This window comes from Spirochaetaceae bacterium (assembly GCA_009784515.1).
GTDB lineage: Bacteria > Spirochaetota > Spirochaetia > WRBN01 > WRBN01 > WRBN01.
On the sequence record WRBN01000003.1, the window covers coordinates 1 to 26,995 of the forward strand.

Below are 26,995 nucleotides of genomic sequence, written 5' to 3' on the forward strand. Positions count from 1 at the left end.
CCGGTAAAACCACGCAAGAAAGTTATACTCAAAGTGTTAGCGGCCAACAAAATCGCTAAAAGTAAAAATAATGGCACTGTTATTAGTAACTAATATATTTTGTTTTATATAACTGTCGCCGTCTAAATCAACAAGGCGAAAATCGTACCTGTTAGTTACATTTAAGGGGTGTGGCAGCGGTAAAGTAACGCTTTGACCATTCCTTAATACTTGGTTGCTGCGCAACCTGTTAGGCCCCCAGTAGTTATCTGCCACCGGGCTAAAATAAACAAAAAAGACAGTAAAGCCGGTTCGGTTGACAATAGTAATAGTTGAGTTTTGCTGATTAGAGTTAGAACTTGCACAAGCCATTAAAAAAACTGCTATAAAAATCACTAAAAGTACAATTCTTTTCATTAAATTCTCTCCTAAATAGGGAATTAAACTATTTTAAACTTTATGTGTATTGTAGCATATAAATTTATTTTGTCAATCATTAAAAATTTAATGTAGCAATAAAAATAATAAAATAATTTTTTTCATATAAACCCTTCTATTTATTCCACTATAACCCGCTCAACGCGTTGACTAATGCCGCTAAGCAGCATATAAGGCGAAAAATGGGCGAGGCCTACCGTAAGCTGGGCGGCATTAAGGGATGGGCTATTTGGGCCAAAAAAAATGGCTTTATCATACAGTTTAATATTATCGGGGTTGTCTTTTAAATCTACGATTAATTGATCCATGCAAACAAAACCGGCAATGTTATAAAGCTTGCCTTTAATAGCTACGGCCGCCTCTTTGTTAGAAAATATATTGCTGTAACCATCGGCATAACCCAATGGGATAGTAGCCAAATAGCTGCCTTTTTTAGCTACATACAACGAACCATAACTTACGGCACTATCTTCCTTAAGTTGGTGAATAAAAGTGATAAACGAGCATAATTCCATTACCGGCTTTAAGTTACCATTAAGCAGTGAATGTTGCTGAGCATAACTTGACGGCGAGTACCCATACAAAGCAATACCCGGCCGTACCATATTAAATAAATTATTAGCCGCCAACCGCTGGATAGCTGCACTATTGGCACAATGCACAATTAAATGAGGTTGCTGCTGTTTTAACGGAGTTACTAAATGGGTAAAATTAAATAAATCGTCCTCTAAGCTAGGGTTGGTGGTATCATCACCGTTGGCAAAGTGGCTGGCTATGCCCTCTAACTTTAAGTAGCTTTGCTCGCTAACAAAATTTGTTAAGGGGATAAGCTCGCTTATATCGCAGCCTATACGGTTCATCGAAAGATTTACCTTAATGTGTACCGTAACCTCTTTATTTATAGCTTTGGCCATACTTTGCCATAACCTAGCTTCGTCAAACGATGAAATAAAAGGAATAAGCTTTAGATAAATAGCCTCGCTAATTTCGTACGGCATACAAGGTGAAAGTAAATGGATTGGCTTAGTAATAGCCATAGCTCGCAGCCTACGTGCTTCGCTTAAACAAGCTACCGCAAAACGATGCGCCCCCAGTTTATCTAGGATAGGGGCTACCATCTCGATACCATGCCCGTAAGCGTTGGCTTTAACCACCGCACAAATAAAGGTTTGATGGTTAAAATTATTTTTAATTAGTTTAAAGTTAAACTCAAGGTTATCCTTGTAAATTAAAGCCCGAGTAGCGCGCATTTTTTTATTTTAGTGAGTTTTATTAATAAAATCAAGGCAGTTTGCCATTTTAGTACCTATAAATGGATAGTTACCTATTTTTTTAGCCTGCTCCTACGAGTAAGGTACGGCCATTTAATTTTATTTATTCAAAGTTAAATTATACTAAAAATCTTCTCCTAAATCCGTAAATATTAATGCTTTTATTTATTGTAACAAAAGCCTGTTTCGATGGGCTTTTTATAACCGTACTATCGACAGGGAGTGGATAAAGTGCCCGTTTTATGTTATCATATAAGCTAGATGAAAAAGCTTTTTTTACTGGCCATTATCTTTATTAATGTTACTACCGCCCATAGCTACGCTAATAACTTTAGTGTTGGCCTAAAAAGCGGTTTTGGTATTAGCCTGCTGATGGCCGAAGAGCACCGCCATCCGGTAACCAACAAAACCTTAAGATATTTAGGCAACAGCAGTTTAACGGCCGGCGGCGAACTTTATTTTACGCACTGGCTTGGCTATTTTAGTGATAATAAATTTATTAAACAATGGGGTTTACAGCTGGAAACCGGCTACAACGGCCACTTTTTTGGCCAAGTTGATGTCGATTATAGCTCTATCATCGAGATAAGAAATATGAACTACACCGCCCATAACTTTATGGCGGGATTATTAGTCGCCGGTAAATTGGCCCCTTTTGGTGGTTATGGCGGCGGGTATGGTTACTTTACCGTTGGCCCGGCTTTTTATTACCAGCAGCTCTCGTTGGGTGAGGTGGTTTACCGCCCAACGACGCTTTTAGCGGCTGTAGCCGAAGCCGGCTTAAGGTTGCCTATCTATAACAGCAGCGGCGAGTGGCTGCTAAGCTTACGCGCCGATTTTAAATTTCCTATCCAAGCCGCCGTTCGGGCCCGCTGGGTAGCCAACGATAGCATTGTTATAGCCATTAGGGTAGGTTATGGTTTTAGCTTTTAACTACCTCTTCAACATAACTATGTTGGGCTAACCAATGCAAAGTAGCTATAGTAACAATCATAGTTATGACAGTTCCTGCTAAACCATAAGCCCAGCTCCCTGCCACTATTGCAGGTATAGTGGCAACAAATGCTTCTTCCCCTGCTGCTATTTGCTCGGGGGTAGCATTAAGTGTTAGCTCAGTTAGCTGCGCCCTCGCGTGCAGGCCAAGTACCCATATTCTTAAATAAAAGCCAATACTCCCTATGCCGGCTATCATCACAATCAGGTAATAAATTTTTTTAGGAAAGTTTTTAAAGTTACCGTCAAAGACCAGCTTTAAGCCGGCTATGTTGCTGTGAGCATAAACATAACTTAAAAGTTTACGGCAAATAAACGGCAAAGTTAAACCAAACGAAACTAACCATAGCAACCCATAACCTAACACACGCCAGCCTAAAGCAAACATTTTACCGCTGTAAAGGCTAGGCTCAGTGCTGCCTTCTAGAGCTAAACCTTCTACTCCCCAACGGATAATTTTAGCTATAAAATACGCTATTAACGGCATAATACCTATACTAACAACTATAGCCACACCAAGAGCAATTACACTGTCGGCAGCGAGGGTTGCCATACTATAAACTGCCATAAAAGCCAGCACTCCCATATAAATACCAAAAAAGAGCAAGCAAATTAAAAATAACTGCACTGCGCTACCATTAAAGGTAAAGCGTTTTTCGTAATTACCTAAAAATACATGGTTGCTTAAATATTGAAGCAACCTTTTAGCGGCATAAAAGCTACCTATAAATAAAGTTATAATACTAAATAACATGTAAGCCCACACACTTAATAAAAGATTGTACCACTTTAAAGTACAATTTAAACGTTTGCCAACATCGCTGTTAGCCATTTCTTCAGCCATAAAAACTCCTTTTTTATTATAACGAAAATCTTGTATTCCCATCTATATATATCATAAAATAGTTAATATTACAACTAGGTTTAATAAAAGTCGCCGATAGCCCTCTTGTCTAAATTACCATTTAAGAGCATAATTAAGCTATGGTAATTATCGCCGAAATTGGTACCGCCCACAAGGCCTCTTTAAACCTAGCGCAAAATTTAATTATGGCCGCTAAAGAGGCAGGGGCCGATGTGGTCAAATTTCAGGCTATTATTGCCGATGAAATTGTCCACCCAAACGTGGGCCAAGTGCCGCTGCCGGGCGGGCAAATCGACATTTACCAAAGCTTTAAGCAGTTGGAGCAACCCCTTAGCTTTTATGCCCAGCTTAAAGAACTTACCGAAGCCGCCGGCTTACAGTTTTTATGTACCCCCTTTGGCCTTAAAAGTTTAGCTATGCTAAACCAGCTGGGAGTTAATAGCTACAAGGTAGCCAGCCCAGAACTTAACCACCTGCCCTTACTTACAGCTATGGCTAAACTTGACAGACCTATCTTATTAAGTTTAGGAGTAAGCAAACTAAGCGACATTGAAGAGGCCTTAGCTATTGTCGGCATTCAAAACACAACTTTATTGCACTGCGTAACCAGCTACCCGGCACCGGAGGCCGATTACAACTTACGTTTACTGCCGCATCTTAAAGCCATCTTTAACGTAGAAGTAGGTGTATCCGACCACAGTAAAGACAGCAAACTGGTACCGACCTTAGCTACCTATATGGGAGCAACGGTGATAGAAAAACATATTTGCCTAAGCCGTAACGATGACGGCCTAGACGACCCTATTGCCCTAGAGCCGCAGCAATTTAAAGAGATGGTTAAGGTCGTTAAAGCTATGCAACATAACAAAGAACAGGCTTTTAATGACTTAATTGCCGAATATGGGGCTAAGCAAGTAGAGGCGGTGCTAGGCAACGGCCATAAAATATTAGCCCCCAGCGAGGCTGCTAACTATGGCCGCACCAATCGCTCTGTATGTGCCGTAAATAATATAAATAAAGGCGAATTATTTACTGCTGCTAATACCGCTCTTTACCGGGCCGAAAAAAAACTAAAAGTTGGCCTGCCGCCTAAATTGTGGCCGGTTATTGTTGGTCGTACCGCTAGGTACACCATAACGGCTGGTAACGGCATTACCTTTGAGGATATAGCTTAACTTATACTAATAAGCTAAGCAAGGATAACTATGAAAAAACTTATTTTAACATTTATTTTACTTTTTATTTGGCCGGCTTATGGCCGTATCTTTTTTGGTACCCCACCCGATAATCTTACTCTTTCCCAACTAAACGGCGACAGCCGCCTTGTTTATAACTTAGCTGCTGGCGAAGAATTAGCCGGGTTTATCTATAATGAAGTTGATGATATTGTCCACTTGCTTATCCATACCACTGCCGGCAGTTATTTGGTAAGCAACCAAGAAAAAGGTACTGTTTATGACGAAATAGCGGCTTTTGGTTATCTTACTCATATTAGGCAACCGGTAATGGTGGCTAGCCGCAACGGTCTCGATTTTTTAGTGGTTAACCACATCGAGCAAGACGAAGGCTTTACCCAAATTGGCAGCTTTGCCAGCAACCTAGAAGACGATACCATTGCCTATCAAGTACTTATCGATGACGGCGTGGCCGTTATTACCAACGGCCAACTTGGCCGTCCCTACCAAATAGTAAGCGACCCGGTTATTAGCCTAAGCGGCAGCGTAGCTTATAGTGCCAGCAACAGCGAAGGGCAAAAGCTCATAGTAGTAAATAACGAAGAATTTAGCACATTTTTAGATTACGGCTTCTACAGCTTTGGTCTTTATAGTAACGATTTATTTTACACCGCCCAAACCGCCGAAGGCTGGGTGGTGGTTAAAAACCACGAGGTTGTCTCGCGCCCCTTTACCAGTATCGAGCTTTTTACTCTAACCAATGATGGCAGGCAATGGGCGGCGGTAGTGGTAGATAATCACCACCAATTTGTAGTGATTAACGGCGAAGAAGGCCTCGCCCACGACCATATTTTTGGTTTAACGACTAACCGCAGCGGCTCGTTAATTGGTTATGGTGTTTTTAGCAACAGTAGCCGTACCTCCAGCTACGTTATTAACAGCCGGCGCGGCCCCGTTTTTGAAGATTTACACACTTTAGGTTTTAGCTTATTAAATGCCGACTTTGCCTACTGGGGGCGCGAAAATGGTCGCTGGGTTTTAGTAGTTAATAACAATCGTTATCACGGTTATATTAATGTGCTTTCACGACCTTACCTAGCCGATGACGGCAGCTTTGCCTACTATTGGTTAAGTTACAATAACCAACATATTTTAGCCATAACCCGAGAAGACGGCCAACGGCGTTACTTTAACAACATTATAGCTGCCCAGCAACGTAATAGCCGGTTGTATGTGCTTATGGCACAGGGCCGTGAACTTTATTTAACTAATTTGGTTTTTGATTAAAATAAGAGTGATGAGTTAGCTATTTTTAAAATTAATAATTTGCTCCGCAGTAAAACCTGTAACACCGACCTTAAGCATAACTATAGCACTATTAATTAGCTGCGCCATCTTCTCTTCGTTGTCAGCGACTAATTTTTTATTTCGTAGTACGGGTTTAATACCCCCGCCCTTTAGGGTGTAACCGCTTTATTAAACTTTTGGTAACGGTTATATCACCTTCGCTAAAATTGGTACTGCTGCAAGTATGGTTGTGTACAAATATAGCGTAAGAGCATTGTAATAACCAAAACCTCTAAAGGCTTCGGGTACACCGATAATAGCGCTGGTAGCGTGGCTCACACTTACCAAATCGATAAAAGCTAGCCGTAAATCGGCACGTAAACCCAGCGTCTAAAAATGTTCCGCTTCGCTGTCCAGCAGGTTCGTACCATCGGTAAGTACATCGTGCAAAATATTTTCGTGGCGGGCTAAAACCTTAGCTTTGTTTTTACCCTCTTTTAAGGGCGGCAGTCGGCTGTACTGAACTTTGCGTTTTAAAATACGGCACATTATTTGGGCTATTTCACCAGCATTATCGGTCGGCAGGGCACTTTAAACAAAGATATTTTTAATAATAAAGCTATAACAGTTGATGAGGCTAATTAAAAAACAAGCCGCTTACAAGGCGGCTTGCTTTATTTGAGTTTTTATTTCCCAAAAATTATTTCGCCTTCATCGCGAGCGGTGGTAAAGCGTTTAATTTTGTTGGTACTAGAAAGCTCCAGTGGTTTATCTACTAAACGAATGCGTCTAATTTGCTGGTAAGGGTGTAACTTGCGGTTACCTTCCTGCACAACCTCGATGACCCGTTGTTTAACCTCGTCTTTACTTTTATCTTTAAAAAAATCGGTGCTAGGGTAAACAACAGCCTCAATATCTTCCACTTTATTGGCTTCGTCAATAATATAACCACGTACAAGCAGCTGCTCAAACTCGATGTAAAGCTGAAAAACGTCTTCTACCTCTTCGGGGTAAACATTTTTACCGCCTTCGGTTACAATCATATTTTTAGCCCGACCGGTGAGGAACACATAGTCGTCTTTATCTTTCCAGCCTAAATCGCCGGTTTTAAAGTAACCATCATTGGTAAAAGCGGCAGCCGTTGTTTCGTTATCATTATAGTAACCCTCAAAAACCATCGGCCCTTTAACGGCAATTTCGCCGATACCTTGCTCGTTAGCGTTTAAAATAATTATATCGGCCTCCGGTACAACACGGCCAACGGCACCTTCTTTAAAGGCATTGATAGGGTTTAAAGCAATGATAGGCCCGGTCTCGGTTAAACCATACCCTTGCACCATCGGTAACCCTAAGTTATTGTATAACTTTAAAGTACGCGGAGCAATAGGGCCGCCGCCGCTAATAAGCAAACGCAAGGTAGATAAGCTGGCTTTTTCGAGTATCCCTTTTAAAATGGGCAAGTTACGGCCTTTTTCTTGCCCTACCATACGCGATATAGTCATCATACATTTTACCAAGCTATGAGCTACCGCCCCTTTCTTTTTAACATTGTTCATTATACCGTTAATAACTTTGTTATAAAGCATAGGTACACCTAATAGCATAGTAACTTTGCCTTCTTTAAGGTCGTGCAAAATGTTGGTAATAGCCATTTTATTAGTAAACAGCAACTGACTGCCGCAGCTGATAGCTTCTAAAAAAACGGCTGTCATACAATAACTATGGTGGATAGGCAACAGCACATAAAAAATATCGGTGCTGTAAACATCAATTAAATTTTGGGCCAGCCAAACATCGCTTATTAAAGCCCGGTGAGTTTGGATTACGCCTTTTTCCTGCCCGGTAGTACCGCTGGTAAACAGAATAGCCGCCACATCTTCCATCGAGCTTGGCGGGAAGATGGTACCGCTATCACCTTTTAAATTAAGTACATAACCTTCTTTGCCTTGTGTTAAAGAGTAGGTGGGCACACCGGCTTGGTCAAACCCCTTGCTTAATTTTTCATAGTCGCAAAAAAGCATTTTAGCCTCTACCCTTTTCATGATAGCGATGGCTTTTTCGCTGCTCATACCGTTATCAATAGGAATAGCTATACCGCCGGCCTGCATAATGGCAATAAAAGTTATCGCCCACTCTAGACTATTACCGCCGGTTATCGCTAATTTATCGCCTTTTTTAACACCTGATTTAACTAAAAAGCTAGCGATATTATCGACTAGCTCTTTACCTTGCGTATAACTGTATGTTCTTAAGGTATCACCCTCGAAGGTGCTAAAAGCAATGTTATTAGGAAAACGATGAGCGCTAATCGTAAGCATTTGCGGAATGGTAGGCCATTTATCGCTAAAATATTTGCCGCGGTATTCATCAAGCTGCTGCCACGGTTTTTTAAAATTATCTTTCATTAATATACTCCTTTAAAATTATTTTTACAAAAATTTATAATGTGTCAATTTAGTATAAACCGGATAATTTGGTTTGTCAATAAAAAAATTTGGTAGGGTAACTATCCCTTTATAGGTACCAAAATTTGGTAGTGCTACAATAGCATAGAATAAAAATAAAGAAGTATGATAAACTACTTTTATAAGAGGTGTGAAGATGAATTGCCCAAAATGTAAAAGTAAAGATTATAGTAAAAACAGGTTTATGAAAGGTAGTCCAAGATATAAATGTAAAGAGTGCGGCTGTAACTTTACAAAAGCTACAGAACGAGGCTATAGTAAAGAGCTTAAACTGAAAGTTATTGAATATTATTTGGAAGGCTGTGGCTTTAGAAGAATAGGCCGCTTATTAGGTAGTTACTGCCTACCGTTATGTAAAAGAGGTTGATGAAAAGGTGATGGTCATAGCACACTATGCTATTGTAGCACTGCCAAATTATTTTAACGATTGACAATAGCCCATTATCGGTTTACAATGCTAATAATAGATAAGGAGAAAATTAAATGAGTTACAGTATAAATCTTTTTAAAGAAATAACCAAAATTCCTCGCCCCAGTAAGCACGAAGCTAAAATGCGCGAGTTTTTAATCGGCAAAGCCAAAGAGCTAAACTACCCCTACCAAGTTGATGAAGCCGGTAACCTGCTGGTAAAAGTAGCCGGCAAAGGGGCGCAAGCCAACAAACCTACCGTAATGCTGCAAGGTCATATGGATATGGTAACGGTGGCCAACGAAGGGGTAACTATCGATTTTTTTAACGATGGGTTAACCATTTACGAAGAAGATGGCTACTTAAAAGCCAAAGGTACCACCTTAGGGGCCGATAACGGGATTGGTATTGCAATGGCCTTTTATTGTGCTCAGCTGGATAACCATCCGCCGCTCGAACTACTGTTTACCGCCGACGAAGAAAGCGGTATGAGCGGGGCCGAAGGGATAAAGCCCGGCTTTTTTACCGCCGACTTAGCCATTAACCTTGATAGCCACGAAGAAGGGCAATTTACCGTAGGTTGTGCCGGCGGTGGCGAAGTTACTTTTAAAATTAAAGCCGGCAGCGATAGCAGCTTTAGCAGCGACCACCTATTTAAATACGAGCTTAAAGGTTTAATGGGCGGCCATAGCGGTAACCAAATTCACGAAAAACGAGCTTCGGCTAGTTTGCTCATTGCTCATCAGCTTAAAAAATGGCAAGATAACGGCCTTAATTTAAGAGTGGCCGATATTAATAGCGGTAAATTCCATAACACCATTGCCGATGCCGGTTATGTAGTGGTAGCTTTTGCCGGCGCTGACGAGGCCGAAAAGGCCGGTAGTTTATTAATTACCGAAATTAGCGATTACCCTGACGAAAAAAATTACCGGCAGCAGTTTACCAAAGTTAGCGGCCTAACTCCTTTAAGTGCAGAGGCTACTACCAAAGTTATTGCTTTAGTCAATCATTTGCAGCACGGAGTCATTACTTGGAGCAAACAATTTGAGGGTATTGTCGAAACAAGCGCTAACTTAGCTATTATTAAAATTAAAGATGGCAGTATCGAGGTAACTTATAGCTGCCGCAGTTTTATCGATAGCAAAGTGGTCGAGATACAACAAGCTTGCCTAAATTATGCTAAAGAGCAAGGCCTTGAGGCTACCCACACGGCGCCTTATCCCGGCTGGGCGCCGGCGGCGGTTAACCCTTTAGCCGATACCATGAAAGCTATTTACAAAGGCCTTACCGGCAAAGATGCCCACACCAGCCCGGTGCATGCCGGTTTAGAGTGCGGCTTTTTACTTAAGGTAAACCCTAACCTGCGCGCTATTAGTATGGGCCCGATTATTTACGACCTGCACAACCCGCAAGAAAGATTGGATATTGCCAGTGTAGACCGTGCCGAAGCTTTACTCAAAGAGACGATGGCTAAAATTTAGAGTTAATATTAAAAGGCCGCTCTCGCGGCCTTTTAAGTTGAAAGTTAAAATATTCTCAACTTGCAGTTTTCCATTCTCAACTAATTTACAAGCCTAAATTCTTACCTGCTTTTTGCCTATAATATAATAAGGAGAGCTATGGAAAGTAGTAAAAAACAAAATAACAACGCCCTCTTTTTGGCCTGTGCCGTTATTTTAGTAATAGTTTTTTTAGTTTTAACCATTATGGGTTTTATTTCACGTTATGGCTTTACCCAGCCGATGGCCGATGGCGAAGAGCTTATCATCGAACGGGCTATGCTTACCGAAGCTTATTTGCCGCAGGCCGATTCGCTGCCCATTGAGGGGCAAACACAGCCGCCCGCCGTAACGGTAACCGAAGTGGCCGAAATGGTGCAACCCATAACCGAACTGCCGCCGGCAGCCGTTAACAACGAACGCACCCGTGAGGGACGGCTCTTTTTTGTGCAAGCCGTTAGTGATGGCCGGCTGGCGTTGCAAAGTACCGTAGTGCCTATAACTTATAGCAACCAGCAGCCGTTAAGCGCCACCATCAATATTTTATTGGCCGGCCCGCCTGCCGAAATGGCTAACAGGGGCTTTTTAACGATGATACCCGAAGGGTCGCAGTTAATATGGGCTAGGGTAGAAGACGGTACCGCTATTTTAAACTTTAACGAAAACTTTAGGTTTAACACCTTTGGCCGTGATGGCTACGAGGCCGAACTTAGGCAGATTGTGTATACCGCCACCGAGTTTGCCACCGTAGAGCGAGTACAATTTTTAATAGAAAGCGAGCGGGTAGATTTTTTAACCGAAGGTATTAGTATTGCCGAGCCGTTAAGTCGGCAAAGTTTTAGATAATTAATAAATAATAACTAAAATATAATAGATAAATACATTAAGTCGCTTTATTTACAAGACTAAAGCTTATATGCTAAAATGAAAAACGATATGAAATTTTACAACGATGATTGTTTTAAAATAATTCCTTCATTATCTAATAGCGCTAACCTTATTTTAACCGACCCACCTTATCTTATCTCTAAAGAAACAGGGTTTAGCAGCGTAAAAGATGGGGTGGAACGATTTGCCGTAACTATGGATTTTGGTGATTGGGATAAGAATGATTTAAATTTAACCCTTATGTGTAAGCTTTTTTATGATAGTTTACAAAAAAGCGGTACGGTTATTATTTTTTTTGATATTTGGAAAATTTCTTATTTAAAAGAAGCGATGGAAACCGCCGGATTTAGAATGATTAGGCTTATTGTGTGGGATAAAAGTAATCCTGTGCCATTAAATAGCAAATGTAACTATTTAACTAATAGCCGCGAGATAGCCTTATTGGGTATAAAAGGTACAAAACCTACTTTTAATTCGGCCTATGATACCGGTAATTATCGTTACCCCATTGAGAATAATGGTAAAAGGTTACACCCTACCCAAAAACCGTTAGAGCTGATGAAAGATTTAATAAAAAAACATAGTAACGAAGGTGATGTCGTGTTAGACCCCTTTATGGGCAGCGGAACAACTGGTGTAGCGGCGTTATCTTGTAATAGAAGATTTACTGGCATAGAGATAGACGAACATTACCACAATGTTGCTAAAAATAGAATTGAAAATATGGTTAAAGTAGCGCGTAAACCTTTAAAAAGAGAACCTTTAAATGAAAAAATCGAAGAAAGATTTATTTCTGCAACTTGCTAATCCCGATGAAGACGGCTTTTCACACGAAGTAAGTGTAGAAGAATTTATAGGCGAATATGCTGAGTTAAAGCTTGGTAACGGGGGGAGTTGGTGCAGAGATGATAGTTCGCTGGGTAATGAATTTAACATTGTAAGGCTAAAAAATGGCAGCAAAATTACTACTATTAGGCTAGAGGGAAAGAAGAAGCAAAAAATTAATAAAGCTATACGTAATGATATAACAAAAGCTATAAGCTTGCAGCGCTGTGTGGTGCTTGCTACCTCTAAACCCGAAGTTGACCACAAAGATGGCAGATACGATGACAATACAGTAGCCAATTTAAACACCCAAGATATAAGCCATTTTCAGCCGCTTTCTAAAGCTGCTAATAATGCCAAAAGGCAGCACTGTAAAAATTGTAAAGATAGTGGTGTGCGTTTTGATGCCACCAAGCTTGGGTATAGTAAACCTGTGTTAAAAGGTGGAACTAACTATAATGGTAGTTGTATAGGCTGTTACTGGTACGACCCTAAAAAATTTAATGAAGGTATGAGCAAGAACTTTTGCATCTAAAAATACTCAATAAAAATCATAAACCACTATGTACTCACCAGCAATCCTCGAGGCCATTAGGCAAAACATCAGTATCGTAAATATTATTGGCCAATATGTCAATTTAAAAGCCAAAGGCGATACCTATTGGGGTAATTGTCCCTTTCATGCCGAAAAAACACCTAGCTTTACGGTAACTCCCAGCAAAGGGTTTTATCATTGTTTTGGCTGTAAAGCCGGCGGCGATGTTTTTAAATTTGTGAGCGAGATAGAAAAAATAAGTTACTACGAGGCCGTTAAATTATTGGCAACTAAGGCCGGTGTGCAACTAAACGAGCAAAATAATGAAAAATATGCGGCCGAGCAAAAAAAACGAGCAGCCTTACTGGATTTGTATCAAAAGGTGTGCGGGGTTTACGAGCATTTATTGTGGCACACCGCTTCCGGCAAAGCAGCTTTAGCTTATTTGCAGCAAAGGGCTTTAAGCGAGACCACTATTAAAAAATTTAAATTAGGTTATACCCATCAAGATGGGAAATTTTTGTATCCCTTTTTGCTTAAAAAAGGTTATAGCGAAGATTTTTTAGCTGAGAGCGGCCTGTTTAGCCGTAATTATACCGATTATAGTTTGTTTACCAATCGGATTAGTTTTCCGGTGGTTAATACTAACGGCGAGGTACTGGCCTTTAGCTGCCGCTCGCTGCCGCAGGCCGCTAAAGAAAGTCCCAAATATATTAATAGCCCCGATACCTTAATTTATCATAAAAGAGAGCAGGTTTACGGCCTGTATCAAGCTAAAGAAACCATTAGGCAACAAAAACAGTTTATTTTATGCGAAGGCAGTATCGATGTGTGCGCTTTGCATCAATTAGGTTACGGACAGGCGGTAGCGCCGCTGGGTTCGGCCTTTACTAACGGGCAAGCCGCCTTATTAAAAAGGTACGCCGATACAGCTTTACTGTTATTTGATAACGATGAAACCGGTCAAAAAGCGATGTTGGACAGTGCGGTTATTTGTGAGGAAGAAGAACTGGAAGGTTACGGCTGTAAGTTGGTTGGAGCGAAAGATGCGGCCGAAATTTTACAGAAAAACGAAGGGTATATCTTGACAAAAGCTATAAATAATGCTAGCTTAATCTTTGATTATCTTTTAACAGAGGCGCTGAGTAAAGATGGCCACAAGGCCTTACGGCTGGAAGAGCTAAGTAAACAGTTATTTACTTACATACGGGCGGTAAAATCGGCTATAAAGCACGAGGCTTATTTGCGGTTAATGGCCGATAGAATGGGTATTAGTTACGAAGCCATAGTTAAAGCCTTTGAACACTTTAAAAAAACTAACCATATTCAACCCAGCCGGCAGCATAACCTAAAGGCGGTTAAAAGTGAGGTAGCTAAACCAAAAAAGCCGATGGCCATTAAAGGCGGTGCTATTTATGAGCTGCTGTTAGCCTTTTTAGCTAGGCCCGATTTATACCAAAAATACGGCGATCAATTATTAACCGAATATATAACGGACGAGAGGCTTAACGAGGTAGTAAATTACCTTAAAAGCAGCGATAAAGAAAATTTATTTGTTTATCTTGAAGAAGGTAATTTGGCGGCCGAGTTAAAAGATTTTTTTAAAAATAGCTTAAAAAGCGCCGGGCCGGCCAGTTACGAAGAGCGGGCGCAAAGGGCGCTTTGCCGCTTAGAGATAGCCGGCTTAGAGCAAAAAGCTTTGCAGATAATAACTAGCCTTAATGAAGCTAATGCCGAAGAGGTGGTTAAATTGCTGGAAGATAAAATGATTATTGCAAGTAAAATACAAATATTAAAAACGAGGTTGTAAAGTTGTCAGAGCTAGAAAGTGAGAGCATGAAACGATTGATTGAGTATGGTAAGATAAAAAAACGTTTAACTTATGACGAACTCAACGAACTTTTGCCAGAAAATATTTTACATAGCGATAAAATGGAAGAAATACTCTCTGTTTTGGGTAACGAAAATATCAGTATCGAAGAAGATGTGGTAAATACCGAGCCGGTGGGTACAGAGACCGATGAGGCTATCGAGATAAATTTATCGCAAGATTTAGTTTTGCAAGAGGCCTTAACTAAAGGCAATAATACCGGCAAAAAACGTAGTTTAATTTTAAACGAAAGTGAAAGTGATGTCGACGACCCTATTAGGTTATATTTGCGCGAAATAGGCAAAGAGGCTTTACTTTCGGCCGAAGAAGAAGTTGAGCTTAGCAAGCAGATGGAAGACGGCGAACAAATAATTAAAGAGGTTTTAAAGAAATCGGGCATAATTATCAGCGAATTTTACGAGCTGGCTAACCGGGCTTTTTTAAAACGCGAAGAAGCCGAAGAAATTGAACGCAAAGAAAATAACGATGCCTTAGCCGAACGCCGGCGTTTAAATAGTTTTTATAAAGATAGCCTTAAGCCTCTGTACCCGGCGCTTAAAGCGCATCTTGAGCAAAAAAGTAAGATAGCCGATGAAGACGGCGATGTACTAACCCACGAAACTTTGCGTAAAGAACATAACGAGCTTAAAGCTAAACTGGGTGAAATAACGATTCATCAGGAAGAAATTTTTTATTTTTCCGATAAATTTTTAAATGTGGCACATAAAATTACTGTTTGTCGGCAAAATATTACACGTATGGAGGTCGAGCTGGGCATTAGCGGGAGCAGGGGTATCAGAACACTTGGCCGCAGTTTAGCTATTGCCGAAGAGCGGACCGCTATCGAGGCCGAGCTAGGACTAAGCAGCGATGAAATTAAAGAAACTATCCGGCAAATTCAGTTAACCGAAAAAGAGCTCAAAGAAATAGAATACGAATTTGAAAACTCTACCAGCGAAATATTGGTGATGAGCGATGAAATAGCCCGCGGGAAAGAGCTTATGAAAAGCGCCAAAGACCGCTTAACGGAGGCTAACCTACGTTTGGTAGTGTCTATCGCTAAAAAATATACCAATCGCGGCTTGCATTTTTTTGATTTGGTGCAAGAAGGGAATATCGGTTTAATTAAAGCGGTAGAAAAATTTGAGTATCGTAAAGGCTATAAATTTAGCACTTATGCCACTTGGTGGATACGCCAAGCCATTACGCGCAGTATAAGCGACCAAGCGCGAACCATACGCGTGCCGGTGCATATGATAGAGCAAATTAATAAAGTTACCCGCGAAAGCCGCCAATTAATGCAGCTGCAAGGTCGCGAACCTACCGATGAAGAGATTGCTCAAAAATTGGGCTGGACAACTTTACGTGTTAAAAATGTTAAAAGTGTGGCCCGCGAACCTATCAGCCTAGAAACTCCCATTGGCGAAGAAGAAGATAGTTTGTTAGGCGATTTTATCGATGATAAAAGTGTAGAAAATCCGGCCAGCCAAACCAGCTTTCGTATTTTGCAGGAAGAATTGGGTGAAACCCTCTCTAGTCTTAACCCGCGCGAGCGCGAAGTATTAAAGATGCGTTTTGGCCTAGAAGACGGTTATAGTTTAACCCTAGAAGAAGTTGGCCTTTACTTTAATGTAACCCGCGAGCGTATCCGCCAGATAGAGGCTAAAGCACTCCGCCGCTTGCGCCACCCAAAGCGCAGCCGCCGCTTGCGCGATTTTTTAGGCAGCTAGGAGCGGCCAATAAAAACAAGTTCCCTCGCTAGTGAAAGGGGATTAGGGTGTTACCGTTAATTGTTTTTAGCTTTAGCCAGTTCTTCTTTTAAGCGGGTTATTTCTTCTTCTTTTCTAGCAAGAATTTTATCTTTTAAGTTAATCATTTCGTCTTTTAAATCGCTTTCTTCAGTTAGTTTTTCCACAACTTTAGCGACTTTTTCTATCTCTAGCTCGGCAAAAGCGGCCCGGCCTTTTAGGTTTTCTATTAAATCTTCATTTAGCATACTTATGGGTTCTAAGTTGCTGTTTATTACGATATGGTCAAAAACATCTATCCCTAAAATATGACCTGCCCGTATTAACCTTACGGTGGTTTTTTTATCGGGTTCGCTAAATTGGGGCGGCTCTTGGGTTACATGGTTATGTACAAAAATGGCTTGAGTTGCTGCATAGTAAATAAAACCTCTAAAGGCCTTAACAATGGGGAATGTTACGGTAATTTCATTACCGGTAGCGATTAAGTCTAAAAAACATATCTCAAAATGTTCGTTAAGGCCAATCGTCCAAAAGTGCTCGGTTTTATTAGGGTCCATACCGTCTTCACCTATCCGGAAGATAGCGGCCCGGTCGTCATCGGGCGGGATATGAATTTTAGCGTGGGTACTGGTTTGGATGGGGCGTTGATGCCTGATGGCCGTTACTTTAAGTTCGTGGTTTAAAACGGCCTGCATTATCTTCATAATGTTTTGCGAGGTCTCAATCGGCCAGCTTTTTTCTATATCGCTTAACTCTTCATCGTTGGGCATTACTTAGTTTACCTTACTTTATGGGCTTTGTCTAGTTTTTTTGCCTAGTAACTCTTGCCAAAGCAATTAACTAGTGGTAAACTAAGTTATGAAAACCTTAGATGTACGTGGTATGCAGTGCCCTAAACCGATTATCTTAACCAAACAAGCTTTACAAGATAGCCATCAGTTACATATTTTAATTGATGATGTTATTGTTCGCCGTAACGTAAGCAGCTTTTTAACCGAAAATAACTATACCTTTACTAATGATAATGGCAATATTATGGTAAGTGATAAAACTTTAAGCAGTGATGGCGCCAAAGAACAAGCAGGACTTAGCCCCATTGTTGTTATTGGCAGCGAAGAACTGGGGTTGGGCGATAGTGAGCTGGGTAAAACCCTGATGAGCGCCTTTTTAACCAGCTTAAAAGAGTTAGTGCCTTTACCAACCAGTTTATATCTTTATAATGGCGGGGCTTTATTAGTAAAAAATGCAGCAACTAAAAATCAGTTAAGTGAGCTGCAAGAACTTGGTGTAAATATCCAAATTTGTGGGGCTTGCGTTAATTTTTACAATCTTACTAACGCGGTAGAGCCCTTTGGCACTACCAATATGCTGACTATTGTGCAAGCTATGGCTAGCCGTAAAGTATTAAAACCTTAATAATTATGCCTTATTTTGATAATGCCACCACTTCTTTTCCTAAAGCGCCTTTGCTCGGGCCGGCTATGGCCAATTACCTTACAGAAAGTGGCGGCAGTTATGGGCGCGGCTTAGGCAGGCGGATGCTTCAGGCTAACTTAATGGTAGAACAATGCCGCAATTTATTAGCCGCTAAGTTTTTAACTAATAAGCCCCAAAATATTATTTTTACCGGCGGGGCAACAGAGGCTATTAACCTTATTTTAAATGGTTTAAGCTTTAATAAAGATGACCTTATTTTGCTAAGCCCGCTGGAGCATAATGCGGTGCTGCGGCCTGTGCAGCGGTTAAAAGAGCTTTATGGTATTAACTACGAGGTTATGCCGCACTTTAGCGATGGCTTAATAGATGCAGAGGCTTTAAGTAACTTAGTTAAAGTTAAAAAAATTCGTTTAGCCATTATTAATATGGTAAGTAATGTTAATGGCCTTATGCAGCCCATAAAGCAACTTAAAGAGGTTTTAGCTAATATCCCTTTAATGTTGGATAGTGCCCAATATTTAACTAATTATAACAATTTGCCAATCGAGGCCGATTACGTTGTTTTTGCCGGCCATAAAGGATTACTGGGGCCGCAGGGTATCGGCGGTTTTTATCTAAAAGATGAAACCACCGTCAATCCAACTAAGCTGGGAGGTTATGCCAGCGGCTGGAACGAGTTAGCGGTCAGCCCTATTATGCCCGACCGCTTTGAGGCCGGCACCTTAAATATGCCGGCCATTGCCGGGTTATTAATGGCTTTACGCTTTAACGAGCCGCCGTTTATAAGCTTAACTACGTGGCGAGACTTTATTAAAGAGGTAGGTAAACTAGGTTATCATACCTATAAAGCTAACGATGACGGTGGGCAGGGAGCGGTAGTTAGTCTTAGCCATCAAAATTTTAAAACCGCTCGTTTAGCCCAGCTACTTTACGATGATTATGCTATCGAAAGCCGGGCCGGGTACCACTGCGCTTTGCTGGCCCATCAAACTTTACAAACCTTAGGGGCGGTACGTTTTAGTTACGGCCCCTTTACCACCAATAACGATTTAGAACAATTATTAAAAGCTTTAACTGGAGTTGTAACAAAATTATGACAAGAAGAGAAATATTACATAGAGATTATATAAAGGGCTGCTTTGAGCTGGAGCTGCCAACTAAAGTGGTAGGGATAGAGGTGCCAAACAGGTTAAGCGGCACCGATAGTTATTTTTTAGCCCTTAATTTTTTGTGGGATGGGATAAAACATGCGGTAGCAGCTCAAGTAGGTAAACCGCCCGATATGGTGCTAAATTTAATGCTAAACCCTAAAACTAAAGAATATAAATTAGCTGATAAAGAGCTAAAATATATAAAGATGGATTATTTTGTAACAAAGGTTACCATAGCTTTAAAGAGAGAAGAGCTTTATACGGAGGCTAATGAAAGAATAGATATTCTTACAGAATATAGATATAAATTTGCCGAGTTGCAATCCTTAAAGCCTACAGTTAGGGATTATTATTTTATTGTAGCCAGTTTATTATTTAACTATGCCACCAGTATACAAGCGAGGGAAAATAGCGACCCTAATTTGCCTGAGGGGGCCATAACCAATAAAATTTTGGTAGAAATGGGTATTTTTGATTTTGTGATAAGCATTTTGATGGACGATTACTTTGATGAAGAGGTGCTATGAGCCGGTTAGATAAAACATCTTCGCCCAACCAATATCATCTTTATTTTGATACTATGCGCAATCTAACTTTGGCCTATAACAAACTTAGCCAATATGGGCTGGTTTGTAAAGTGGTGGCGAGTGCTGAAGAGATTTTTGGTAAATGCGGTTTTGTGATACAAGTTGACGAAAGCCTGTTAGATAACTGTAAACAGCTTATAGATACAGAATTTGTTATTAAGCAGAGCTTCTAAATCCTCTTCTTTGGAAAAGGGGCGCCCGAAGGGTGGGGTAGTGGTTTAGTTTGTAAGGTGGTATAATTTATGGATAGTTACGATAACCTATTAACTTTAGTTGAGGCCGGCGGCTGAAGCGCCAAATTAGAGGCAGTTGCCTTAGATGAAGCTTTAAACGGCTTAAAGCCCCTAATTAACGATAAAGTTTTGGTGGGGGCCGAAACCCACGATGATGCGGCGGTTTATAAGCTTAGCGATACCGAAGCCTTAGTGGTAACGGTAGATTACTTTCCGCCCGTTGCCCCCAAAGCTTATGATTACGGCGCTATCGCCGCTACCAATGCTTTAAGCGATATTTATGCGATGGGCGGTAAACCCTTAATGGCTTTAAATATTGCCCTTTTTCCCACCGGCTGGCCGCTATCGGTTTTAAGCGATATTTTACAGGGTGGCCAAAGTAAAGTGGCCGAAGCTGGGGCGGTGCTGCTGGGCGGCCATACCATTACCAATAATGTGCCGGTTTATGGGCTGGCTGTGGTGGGTATCATCAATTCTAGCAAGATTGTTACTAACAATAATGCTAAAGCGGGCGATGTACTTATTTTAACTAAACCACTAGGTACAGGGATTAATTTAGCGGCCTTTAAAGCCGGTTTGATTAATGAGGCCGAGCTGGCAGAGGCCATTATTAATATGCAGCAACTTAACGCTAAGGCCGGCGAGATTATGCTGACTCATCGGGCTAACGCCGCTACCGATATTACCGGCTTTGGCTTATTGGGGCACGCCCTCAAAATGGCTTTGGCCAGTGAGGTAACCTTACAAATTGAGGCCGCTAACGTGCCTGTCTTAGATAACGCTTATCGTTTAGCTGAGATGGGGGCTTTAAATACAGCCCTATTTAATAACCAAGCCTATGCAGCGCAATTTTGCCATTTTAACGTAAGCGATTTTAACCTAAAAGCCATTTTATACGATGCTCAAAGCAGCGGTGGGCTGTTAATTAGTTTGCCGGCAGAACAAGCCAATAGCTGTTTAATGGCCTTAAGACAAGCCGGCTGCTGTAAGGCCGCTCTTATTGGGCAGGTAGTAACTAAAAAATATAAAAGTATTATTATTAATTAGTTTTTAAAGGAATAGTTATGCTTAATTTTTTTGAAGACGAAGATAAATTAAAGGCTGGGCGCAGCGCGCTTATAGTTTTATTGATTCTTTTAACATTTTCTATAGTGGTGGGATTATGGCAAAATAGGGGGCAAGCCGTCTTTCATATTCATTTTTTGTTGACTATTGTGGTAGCGGTAGCCGTAATTAAATATAATTCGTGGTTAAATTTTGCCTTAACGGCCGGGCTTATTGTAGCTGTCTTAGAGTTTATTTGGTATATATTTACATTATACGTAAGGGTTTTTAATAATGACAATGACTCGGGAGGAGTGTTTATAATTTGGCTGCTCATGCGTATGGCACTAGTACTTGCCGTCTTTGATGCCTTTAAATATTGGCGGAAAATAAGGCCTGATTTTTCTCAGGAAGATATTAACATTCGTTTAAAGGCCGGGTTGGTAGCGCTGTTGGCCCTATTAATGGTATCACTTGTGGTATTTTTATTTTCTTTATTTGGCAGACGCAATATATTTGTTACCGTAATTACTTTTATTCCTTTTTTTGCTCTTTTTATAACGATAGTTAAATATAAAACCAACCGCAGTTTGGCCTTAATAGTTGGTACTATTATCTCTTTACTGGGTATTTTTAATTATCTTTATTCTTTATTTCGCAGGCTTGCTGAGGGGAATACGGCGAGAGTGTTTGGAGTTATTTTTTGGCTGGTTGTTTATGGCTTAATTACTTTTGGTATTATTAACGCTTTAAGATGGCACCATAAAATATTAAAGCAACAAGAATTAAAAAACGAAGAAATTTTGCTAAAAGAAGAATAACCCTTTAAAAACTTATTAAGGAAATAATAATGAAAGATAATACAGATAATCTTAACAAACATATTAAAAGAGGGCGTATCGCCCTGATAATTTTATTAGTTATGCTGGTGATGAGAGCCGGGTTTCTAGCTTCGCTGGTAATTAGAGCCATACCTTATTTAGATGGTTGGATTAATATTAGAGCAATTATGGCCATAGCTTTTTGGCTTGTTTTAGCTTTAATTATACTGGTAGCGGTGATTAACTACAACAAATGGTTAATTTTTGCTTTAATTGCCAGTATTGTAACATTTATAATAGAGTTTGCCAATAGTGTGGCGGGGTTTTAAACCATGGGAAACCCCGTTATTAGTGCTATAACGCTGCGTGTTATTGTTTTGGCTTTTTTAGTAAAGGCCTTGCAGGCATGGTATAAAAAAGTAAAACAAGAGAAATTAAAAGCCGAAGAAACTTTAATACTAAAGGAATAGCTGTGCTTAATTTTATTGCCGTAGGCACGGGTCTAATACCTCAACCCTTTAGGGTGTAATCACTTAAAATGTTTTTGCGGCGGTTTTCGTGAGAAAACCTGCAAGCCCGCCGTAATACTCCGCTACTCTGCGGCGGGGATAGGAGGGAGATAGCAAGAATTTTATTAAATTAACATTGTCGCTTATATCTATATAATCCCCAAGATTATTCTCTATTGACAGATTAGTTAATCAATTAAACCCTAATTCAAGGTGAGTTAATCCTATTAAGTATTCAATTCCAGTAGCATCACCAATACCTCGACTTCTAACATTAAAAATTTCCACTCTAGCTAGTCTATCACTCAACGCCTGCCCAGTAAGGTTAGCGTCCCTTCCCGATACTTCCGCCGCCATTCTTCTTAAATCCTCATCAGGGAACAAACTGGCCAGCGTAGCATTTGCCGGTACCGGCAAACCTTGCCCATAAATATTACTTGTGGCTATTAGTAATAAAACTATAATTAATATTTTTTTATAGTTCTAGTTTAGCATAGTTTAGAGTTAAAGTAAAGCTAAAATATAAAAGTTTGGCCTGTGGTTTAATTTTGCAGCAAACATTTGGTAGCTACAGATAGATAGTTACCTGCAGGGCAAAGCTACTTGCCAAAGGCCCTTTAATTAGTTAAACTAAAATAGTGTTACTACAAATTATTAACGAAGCCATCACCAAATTTAATGCAAGCAAACCCAAAGCCGATTTACTGCTTAAAGGACTTTTGCGTAAATACCCGCTGGGAAAAGCCGAAAGGACCGAAGTTTATGAAGCTTTTTACTATTACTTAAGACACAAAAACTTAGTAGAATTTTTAGCTAACACCGAGAATAGTAATGATATAGCTGCTACCGCCTTAACTTTAGCCGGGGAGGGATTGATAGGCTTACCCGATGAGACCCAAAATAAATACGAAGAGTTAACTGATGAACTTAAAGAAAATTACACAGCTAGTGTACCATACTTTTGGCAAGAGCAGCTTGTGGCCGCCTTTGGCGCCGAAACTAATAAAGTAGCCGGCTACCTAAATGAACGTGCCGGCGTTACTTTGTTTACCTTATTAAGGCGGAACAACCGCGAAACTTTGCTTGAACAATTTAATAATGACAACAAAATAACTGAAGCGGCGGTAAGCCACCTTTCGCCGGCTGGGATTAAGCTAGTAGGCAAAGTACCCAAAAATGATAAACTTTTCTTTCACCCACAAGATGAAGCCAGCCAGCTTACGGCCTTACTGGTTAATCCGGCAAGTAAGGATTTACTCGATTATTGCAGCGGGCACGGTGGCAAAGCCATAGCTATAGGAACCTTTTGGCCACAGTTAAAACTTTATGCCGACGATATTCGCAGCCATTTAGCCGAAACCACAATGGAACGAGCCCAATTAGCCGGCGTAAGTTTAAAGTGGCTCAATTATCATAAGATAGAGCGGCAATTTGACACCGTCTTTATTGATGCGCCTTGCAGCGGCAGCGGTGTTTGGCGGCGCAACCCCGAAGATAAATACCGCATTAATGATAAAAAACTAGCTGAATTAATCGCAACGCAGCGTCATTTGCTAAAACAAGCCGCTAAGTTGGTGGCTAAGGGCGGCGAATTAATTTATGTAACTTGCAGCTTTAGCCGCCGGGAAAACGAAGAAAATATTGAATGGTTTTTAACTAACCACAGTAACTACCAATTAGTTAATGCTAAAGAGAGATTAGCTCAAAATTTAAGCCCGTACAATAGTTTTAATACAAATGATTATTTTTATGACAATTTTTATTTGCGTAATAAAATTAACCTGAAGGCCGATTTATTCTTTGCGACTATTATACAAAAAGATGGTTAATGGCTGCTTGAATTTAGTTAATCTTTAATGTATAATAAAGTATGAAAGCAAAGTTACCACCTCAAAACGCTAATAATTCCGTCAATTTTAAAATTGAAAGTTTGGGCAAAGCCACTTACGACAGTCCTTTTACTTACGCCGATAATAAAGATGATTACTCGGCCAACTTTGTCTCGGAAAAAGACCAAACCCTTTATAACACGTTTTTATTTGAAGACTCCACGCGTGATGACAGTCAAATTTTAAATGAAGACAACCGTATGGAACGTGCCGGCCCGCGCGAAAAGCTTTTTTTTAAGCCCGAGCAAGTAACGGCCGGTATCTGCACATGCGGTGGCTTGTGTCCCGGCCTTAACAACGTTATTAGGGCTTTAGTACGTAATTTAATGTTGGGCTACCACGTACGTAAAGTATGGGGCTTTCAGTTTGGTTATCGTGGTTTAGTGCCCGATGCCCCCGAGCCGCCCATCTCGCTCGACCCCGATTTAGTGGACGATATTCAAGCCAAAGGCGGCACCATTTTAGGCAGTGCCCGCGGCAGCGGTGAACGTACCGCCGAAATTGTTGATACTTTAATCCACTACCGTATTAATATTCTTTTTGTTATTGGTGGCGATGGCAGCCAAAAAGGGGCGCTGGCCATTAATAACGAAGCCAAAAAACGCGGCTACAAACTGGCTGTTGTGGGCATTCCTAAAACTATTGATAACGATTTTTCTTTTATCAGCCGTTCTTTTGGTTTTGAAACCGCCGTTGGCCGGGCCGTAGAGGCTGTTAATGCCGCCCACGTAGAAGCTAAAGGAGCTTACAATGGTGTAGGCTTAGTTAAAGTAATGGGGCGCGACAGCGGTTTTATTGCTGCCCAAACGGCCCTAGCCAGCCAAGAGGCTAACTTTGTACTGGTACCCGAAGTGCCTTTCGACCTTGATGGCCCTAACGGCCTGTTAAAACAAATAGAAAAACGTTTAAGCCGTAAAAATCACTTAGTTATTATTATAGCCGAAGGGGCCGGCGAAGAATTAATGAGCCGTGAGCTAGGTATCATCGAAGCTACCGATGCCGGAGGCAATAAAATTATGCACGATATTGGCATATTTTTACGCAGCAAAATAGTAGCTTATCTTAAAAATTTAGGGTTAGAATCTAGCGTGCGTTACATCGACCCCAGCTACATGATTAGAGCCAGTGCCGCTAACAGTAATGATTCTATCTTTTGTGCCCGTTTAGGGGCTAATGCCGTGCACGCCGCAATGGCCGGGAAAACCGGTATGCTGGTAAGCCAGTGGAACGGGGTTTATGTGCACGTACCTATCGAGTTGGCCACCCGTAAACGCGCCCAAATTAACCCGCAATCCAGCCTATGGCGCGATGTAATTGAAAGCACCTTGCAGCCTATTACGATGTTAAACGAAGTTAAGTAAACGGGAGGCTCTACTTTAAATCCCCTTCGCCAGCGAAAGGGATTTAAGATTATTTTCTGCTACCCATTATCAAAATCACCCACAGCAGCCTTAACAAAAGCATTAAAAAGCGGGTGGGCTGCAAAAGGTTTACTCTTAAATTCGGGGTGGAATTGTCCGGCAATAAAAAACTTGTGGCTAGGTAACTCCATAATTTCTACTAAATTAAGCTGCTCGTTTATACCGCTAAAAACAAAACCGGCTTCTTCAAATTGTGTGCGGTAACTATTATTAAATTCATACCTGTGGCGGTGGCGCTCGCTAATTTGCGGCCGGCCATAAACTTTAAAGGCTAAACTACCGGCCGTTAAAGCCGCCGAATAACTGCCCAAGCGCATCGTACCGCCTAAGCCGGCTATCTTTTTTTGCTCTTCCATCATAGTAATAACGGGCTGCTGAGCATTTTTATTGAATTCTAGCGAGTTAGCCCCAGCAATGCCTAACACATTACGGGCAAACTCGATAGCCATACACTGCATACCTAGGCAAATGCCGAAAAAAGGAATATTAAACTCGCGCGCATACTTAATGGCTAAAATATTACCCTCTATGCCGCGTTCGCCAAAACCGCCGGGCACTAAAATACCTTGCGCTTCTTTAATCATTTGCCACGCTGCACTGTTATTATCGGCCTCCAGCTCTTCGCTCGAGACATTAACTAAATTAAGCTGCACTTTATTGGTAATAGCGGCATGGTAAAGAGCCTCGTTTACCGATTTATAAGCATCTTTATGAGCCACATATTTACCTACTAAGGCAATGGTAACTGTAGGTTTATCTTTTTTGGTAACAATCCCAACAATATTATGCCATTTTTCTAAGTTCGCTTTAGGAGCTTGGCCGGTTAATTTTAAGGCCTCCAGCAACACTTCGTCTAGGCCTTGCCGCTCGATAATCTGCGGTATATCGTAGATGGTGCTGGTACTGGGGGTGTTGTAAGCCGAGATAACTGCTCGGTCGTCAACATCACAAAATAGAGCAATTTTGCGTTTAAGTTCATCACTTAACGGCAAGGCGCTACGGCAAACAATCGCCGTGGGATTAATCCCCGCCGCTCGTAGCTCACGCACCGAGTGCTGAGTGGGTTTGCTTTTTATTTCTTCGGCGGCCATTAAATAGGGCACTAAAGTTAAATGCACATAAGCCACGTTGTGGCGGCCTTCTTCGCGCCGCAGCTGCCTAATGGCCTCGAGGAAAGGGATACTCTCTATATCGCCCACCGTACCGCCTACTTCGATAATGGCAATATCAGCCCCCGCAGCGCATTGCTTAATACGGCGTTTAATCTCATCGGTAATATGCGGGATTATCTGTACCGTTTTACCTAAATAATCACCCTGCCGCTCGTTTTTAATTACGGTATCGTAAACAAGACCGGTAGTCATAATATTATTTTTAGTTACTACCAAGTGGGTAAAACGTTCGTAGTTGCCTAAATCGAGGTCGGCCTCGCCACCGTCTTCGGTTACATAAACTTCACCATGTTCGTAGGGGTTCATCGTCCCCGCATCAATATTTAAATAAGGGTCTATTTTTTGCAGGCTTATCTTAAAGCCGCGTGCCTCCAGCACCGCCCCTAAACTACTTACAATTAAACCTTTACCTAAACTGCTGGCTACGCCACCGGTTACAAAAATGTATTTCATGGAACTTTATTATAGCAGCTTGCCCGCCGCT

The 26,995-nt window shown here is 41.0% G+C and carries 27 protein-coding genes; 19 read left to right on the forward strand and 8 right to left on the reverse strand.

From position 1 onward, the window contains the following. Positions 1–36 precede the first annotated feature (36 nt). On the reverse strand, positions 37–396 hold the full coding sequence (locus FWE37_00685) for a hypothetical protein (GenBank protein ID MCL2519507.1): 360 nt from the start codon (positions 394–396) through the stop codon (positions 37–39). A gap of 140 nt (positions 397–536) precedes the next feature. Beyond that, positions 537–1,667, reverse strand: a complete 1,131-nt coding sequence (gene alr, locus FWE37_00690; protein MCL2519508.1) for an alanine racemase — start codon at positions 1,665–1,667, stop codon at positions 537–539. A gap of 282 nt (positions 1,668–1,949) precedes the next feature. Between alr and FWE37_00695 the strand changes: the two genes are divergently transcribed. Next, on the forward strand, positions 1,950–2,621 hold the full coding sequence (locus FWE37_00695) for a hypothetical protein (protein ID MCL2519509.1): 672 nt from the start codon (positions 1,950–1,952) through the stop codon (positions 2,619–2,621). Here the strand turns inward: FWE37_00695 and FWE37_00700 are convergent. Then, entirely contained in the window at positions 2,611–3,525 is a 915-nt protein-coding gene (locus FWE37_00700; GenBank protein MCL2519510.1) for a YjgN family protein, read from the reverse strand. The two genes, FWE37_00695 and FWE37_00700, sit on opposite strands and share 11 nt — an antisense overlap. A gap of 140 nt (positions 3,526–3,665) precedes the next feature. On the opposite strand from FWE37_00700, the gene FWE37_00705 reads away from it, so the two are divergent. After that, complete coding sequence (locus FWE37_00705; GenBank protein MCL2519511.1) at positions 3,666–4,721, forward strand: N-acetylneuraminate synthase family protein; 1,056 nt, start codon at positions 3,666–3,668, stop codon at positions 4,719–4,721. A gap of 30 nt (positions 4,722–4,751) precedes the next feature. Next, positions 4,752–6,008 carry a hypothetical protein gene (locus tag FWE37_00710; GenBank protein ID MCL2519512.1) on the forward strand — a complete coding sequence of 419 codons (1,257 nt, stop codon included), beginning with the start codon at positions 4,752–4,754 and terminating at the stop codon, positions 6,006–6,008. 390 nt (positions 6,009–6,398) lie between these two features. On the opposite strand, the gene FWE37_00715 is transcribed toward FWE37_00710, so the two are convergent. Both FWE37_00715 and FWE37_00720 read right to left on the reverse strand, forming a co-directional pair. Further along, positions 6,399–6,557, reverse strand: a complete 159-nt coding sequence (locus FWE37_00715) for a hypothetical protein (GenBank protein ID MCL2519513.1) — start codon at positions 6,555–6,557, stop codon at positions 6,399–6,401. Between the two features lie 137 nt (positions 6,558–6,694). Next, positions 6,695–8,413 carry an AMP-binding protein gene (locus FWE37_00720; GenBank protein MCL2519514.1) on the reverse strand — a complete coding sequence of 573 codons (1,719 nt, stop codon included), beginning with the start codon at positions 8,411–8,413 and terminating at the stop codon, positions 6,695–6,697. A gap of 543 nt (positions 8,414–8,956) precedes the next feature. Between FWE37_00720 and pepD the strand changes: the two genes are divergently transcribed. The 6 genes from pepD to rpoD all read left to right on the forward strand — a co-directional run bounded on the left by pepD (position 8,957) and on the right by rpoD (position 16,229). Next, positions 8,957–10,363, forward strand: a complete 1,407-nt coding sequence (gene pepD, locus FWE37_00725; GenBank protein MCL2519515.1) for a beta-Ala-His dipeptidase — start codon at positions 8,957–8,959, stop codon at positions 10,361–10,363. 138 nt (positions 10,364–10,501) lie between these two features. Next, positions 10,502–11,227, forward strand: coding sequence for a GerMN domain-containing protein (locus FWE37_00730; GenBank protein ID MCL2519516.1), 726 nt, complete (start codon positions 10,502–10,504; stop codon positions 11,225–11,227). A 78-nt stretch (positions 11,228–11,305) separates the two neighbouring features. Further along, positions 11,306–12,076, forward strand: a complete 771-nt coding sequence (locus FWE37_00735) for a site-specific DNA-methyltransferase (protein MCL2519517.1) — start codon at positions 11,306–11,308, stop codon at positions 12,074–12,076. Further along, positions 12,036–12,629, forward strand: a complete 594-nt coding sequence (locus tag FWE37_00740; GenBank protein ID MCL2519518.1) for a hypothetical protein — start codon at positions 12,036–12,038, stop codon at positions 12,627–12,629. Before FWE37_00735 ends, FWE37_00740 begins: the two co-directional genes overlap by 41 nt. Positions 12,630–12,657: 28 nt before the next feature. Continuing rightward, positions 12,658–14,439 carry a DNA primase gene (dnaG, locus tag FWE37_00745; protein MCL2519519.1) on the forward strand — a complete coding sequence of 594 codons (1,782 nt, stop codon included), beginning with the start codon at positions 12,658–12,660 and terminating at the stop codon, positions 14,437–14,439. 26 nt (positions 14,440–14,465) lie between these two features. Further along, positions 14,466–16,229 carry an RNA polymerase sigma factor RpoD gene (gene rpoD, locus FWE37_00750; protein ID MCL2519520.1) on the forward strand — a complete coding sequence of 588 codons (1,764 nt, stop codon included), beginning with the start codon at positions 14,466–14,468 and terminating at the stop codon, positions 16,227–16,229. 56 nt (positions 16,230–16,285) lie between these two features. On the opposite strand, the gene FWE37_00755 is transcribed toward rpoD, so the two are convergent. After that, complete coding sequence (locus tag FWE37_00755) at positions 16,286–17,017, reverse strand: hypothetical protein (GenBank protein MCL2519521.1); 732 nt, start codon at positions 17,015–17,017, stop codon at positions 16,286–16,288. Between the two features lie 88 nt (positions 17,018–17,105). Between FWE37_00755 and yedF the strand changes: the two genes are divergently transcribed. The 8 genes from yedF (at position 17,106) to FWE37_00795 (ending at position 21,990) form a co-directional block, all read left to right on the forward strand. Further along, a complete protein-coding gene (gene yedF, locus FWE37_00760) occupies positions 17,106–17,663 on the forward strand; it encodes a sulfurtransferase-like selenium metabolism protein YedF (GenBank protein MCL2519522.1) in 558 nt (185 codons plus the stop codon). A gap of 5 nt (positions 17,664–17,668) precedes the next feature. Then, entirely contained in the window at positions 17,669–18,781 is a 1,113-nt protein-coding gene (locus FWE37_00765; protein MCL2519523.1) for an aminotransferase class V-fold PLP-dependent enzyme, read from the forward strand. Beyond that, complete coding sequence (locus tag FWE37_00770; GenBank protein ID MCL2519524.1) at positions 18,778–19,362, forward strand: hypothetical protein; 585 nt, start codon at positions 18,778–18,780, stop codon at positions 19,360–19,362. Before FWE37_00765 ends, FWE37_00770 begins: the two co-directional genes overlap by 4 nt. Then, a complete protein-coding gene (locus FWE37_00775; GenBank protein ID MCL2519525.1) occupies positions 19,359–19,595 on the forward strand; it encodes a hypothetical protein in 237 nt (78 codons plus the stop codon). Before FWE37_00770 ends, FWE37_00775 begins: the two co-directional genes overlap by 4 nt. A gap of 174 nt (positions 19,596–19,769) precedes the next feature. Then, complete coding sequence (gene selD, locus FWE37_00780; GenBank protein ID MCL2519526.1) at positions 19,770–20,702, forward strand: selenide, water dikinase SelD; 933 nt, start codon at positions 19,770–19,772, stop codon at positions 20,700–20,702. A 17-nt stretch (positions 20,703–20,719) separates the two neighbouring features. Next, on the forward strand, positions 20,720–21,520 hold the full coding sequence (locus tag FWE37_00785) for a hypothetical protein (protein MCL2519527.1): 801 nt from the start codon (positions 20,720–20,722) through the stop codon (positions 21,518–21,520). A 29-nt stretch (positions 21,521–21,549) separates the two neighbouring features. Next, positions 21,550–21,849 (forward strand): hypothetical protein, encoded by a 300-nt coding sequence (locus tag FWE37_00790; GenBank protein ID MCL2519528.1) that lies wholly within the window; start codon positions 21,550–21,552, stop codon positions 21,847–21,849. A gap of 3 nt (positions 21,850–21,852) precedes the next feature. Continuing rightward, on the forward strand, positions 21,853–21,990 hold the full coding sequence (locus FWE37_00795) for a hypothetical protein (GenBank protein MCL2519529.1): 138 nt from the start codon (positions 21,853–21,855) through the stop codon (positions 21,988–21,990). Positions 21,991–22,221: 231 nt separating this feature from the next. On the opposite strand, the gene FWE37_00800 is transcribed toward FWE37_00795, so the two are convergent. Further along, positions 22,222–22,446 carry a hypothetical protein gene (locus tag FWE37_00800; GenBank protein MCL2519530.1) on the reverse strand — a complete coding sequence of 75 codons (225 nt, stop codon included), beginning with the start codon at positions 22,444–22,446 and terminating at the stop codon, positions 22,222–22,224. A gap of 221 nt (positions 22,447–22,667) precedes the next feature. Between FWE37_00800 and FWE37_00805 the strand changes: the two genes are divergently transcribed. Next, positions 22,668–23,858, forward strand: coding sequence for an RsmB/NOP family class I SAM-dependent RNA methyltransferase (locus tag FWE37_00805; GenBank protein ID MCL2519531.1), 1,191 nt, complete (start codon positions 22,668–22,670; stop codon positions 23,856–23,858). A 41-nt stretch (positions 23,859–23,899) separates the two neighbouring features. After that, the gene (locus FWE37_00810; GenBank protein ID MCL2519532.1) at positions 23,900–25,279 is read left to right on the forward strand and encodes an ATP-dependent 6-phosphofructokinase; all 1,380 of its coding nucleotides are present in this window, start codon (positions 23,900–23,902) and stop codon (positions 25,277–25,279) included. Between the two features lie 59 nt (positions 25,280–25,338). Here FWE37_00810 and FWE37_00815 read toward each other — a convergent pair whose 3' ends face one another. Then, positions 25,339–26,964, reverse strand: coding sequence for a CTP synthase (locus FWE37_00815; protein MCL2519533.1), 1,626 nt, complete (start codon positions 26,962–26,964; stop codon positions 25,339–25,341). Positions 26,965–26,995 lie beyond the last annotated feature (31 nt).

Excerpts from the sequence above, each read along its gene's own strand:
- FWE37_00685 (MCL2519507.1), bottom strand. The coding sequence starts at position 396 with ATGAAAAGAATTGTACTTTTAGTGATTTTTATAGCAGTTTTTTTAATG.
- yedF (MCL2519522.1), top strand. The coding sequence starts at position 17,106 with ATGAAAACCTTAGATGTACGTGGTATGCAGTGCCCTAAACCGATTATC.
- FWE37_00720 (MCL2519514.1), bottom strand. The coding sequence starts at position 8,413 with ATGAAAGATAATTTTAAAAAACCGTGGCAGCAGCTTGATGAATACCGC.
- rpoD (MCL2519520.1), top strand. The coding sequence starts at position 14,466 with ATGAAACGATTGATTGAGTATGGTAAGATAAAAAAACGTTTAACTTAT.
- FWE37_00775 (MCL2519525.1), top strand. The coding sequence starts at position 19,359 with ATGAGCCGGTTAGATAAAACATCTTCGCCCAACCAATATCATCTTTAT.
- FWE37_00815 (MCL2519533.1), bottom strand. The coding sequence starts at position 26,964 with ATGAAATACATTTTTGTAACCGGTGGCGTAGCCAGCAGTTTAGGTAAA.
- dnaG (MCL2519519.1), top strand. The coding sequence starts at position 12,658 with ATGTACTCACCAGCAATCCTCGAGGCCATTAGGCAAAACATCAGTATC.
- FWE37_00755 (MCL2519521.1), bottom strand. The coding sequence starts at position 17,017 with ATGCCCAACGATGAAGAGTTAAGCGATATAGAAAAAAGCTGGCCGATT.
- FWE37_00715 (MCL2519513.1), bottom strand. The coding sequence starts at position 6,557 with ATGTGCCGTATTTTAAAACGCAAAGTTCAGTACAGCCGACTGCCGCCC.
- FWE37_00735 (MCL2519517.1), top strand. The coding sequence starts at position 11,306 with ATGAAAAACGATATGAAATTTTACAACGATGATTGTTTTAAAATAATT.
- FWE37_00785 (MCL2519527.1), top strand. The coding sequence starts at position 20,720 with ATGCTTAATTTTTTTGAAGACGAAGATAAATTAAAGGCTGGGCGCAGC.
- FWE37_00810 (MCL2519532.1), top strand. The coding sequence starts at position 23,900 with ATGAAAGCAAAGTTACCACCTCAAAACGCTAATAATTCCGTCAATTTT.
- FWE37_00700 (MCL2519510.1), bottom strand. The coding sequence starts at position 3,525 with ATGGCTGAAGAAATGGCTAACAGCGATGTTGGCAAACGTTTAAATTGT.
- alr (MCL2519508.1), bottom strand. The coding sequence starts at position 1,667 with ATGCGCGCTACTCGGGCTTTAATTTACAAGGATAACCTTGAGTTTAAC.
- FWE37_00710 (MCL2519512.1), top strand. The coding sequence starts at position 4,752 with ATGAAAAAACTTATTTTAACATTTATTTTACTTTTTATTTGGCCGGCT.
- FWE37_00730 (MCL2519516.1), top strand. The coding sequence starts at position 10,502 with ATGGAAAGTAGTAAAAAACAAAATAACAACGCCCTCTTTTTGGCCTGT.
- pepD (MCL2519515.1), top strand. The coding sequence starts at position 8,957 with ATGAGTTACAGTATAAATCTTTTTAAAGAAATAACCAAAATTCCTCGC.
- FWE37_00770 (MCL2519524.1), top strand. The coding sequence starts at position 18,778 with ATGACAAGAAGAGAAATATTACATAGAGATTATATAAAGGGCTGCTTT.
- FWE37_00695 (MCL2519509.1), top strand. The coding sequence starts at position 1,950 with ATGAAAAAGCTTTTTTTACTGGCCATTATCTTTATTAATGTTACTACC.
- FWE37_00740 (MCL2519518.1), top strand. The coding sequence starts at position 12,036 with ATGAAAAAATCGAAGAAAGATTTATTTCTGCAACTTGCTAATCCCGAT.
- FWE37_00765 (MCL2519523.1), top strand. The coding sequence starts at position 17,669 with ATGCCTTATTTTGATAATGCCACCACTTCTTTTCCTAAAGCGCCTTTG.
- FWE37_00790 (MCL2519528.1), top strand. The coding sequence starts at position 21,550 with ATGAAAGATAATACAGATAATCTTAACAAACATATTAAAAGAGGGCGT.
- FWE37_00705 (MCL2519511.1), top strand. The coding sequence starts at position 3,666 with ATGGTAATTATCGCCGAAATTGGTACCGCCCACAAGGCCTCTTTAAAC.
- FWE37_00795 (MCL2519529.1), top strand. The coding sequence starts at position 21,853 with ATGGGAAACCCCGTTATTAGTGCTATAACGCTGCGTGTTATTGTTTTG.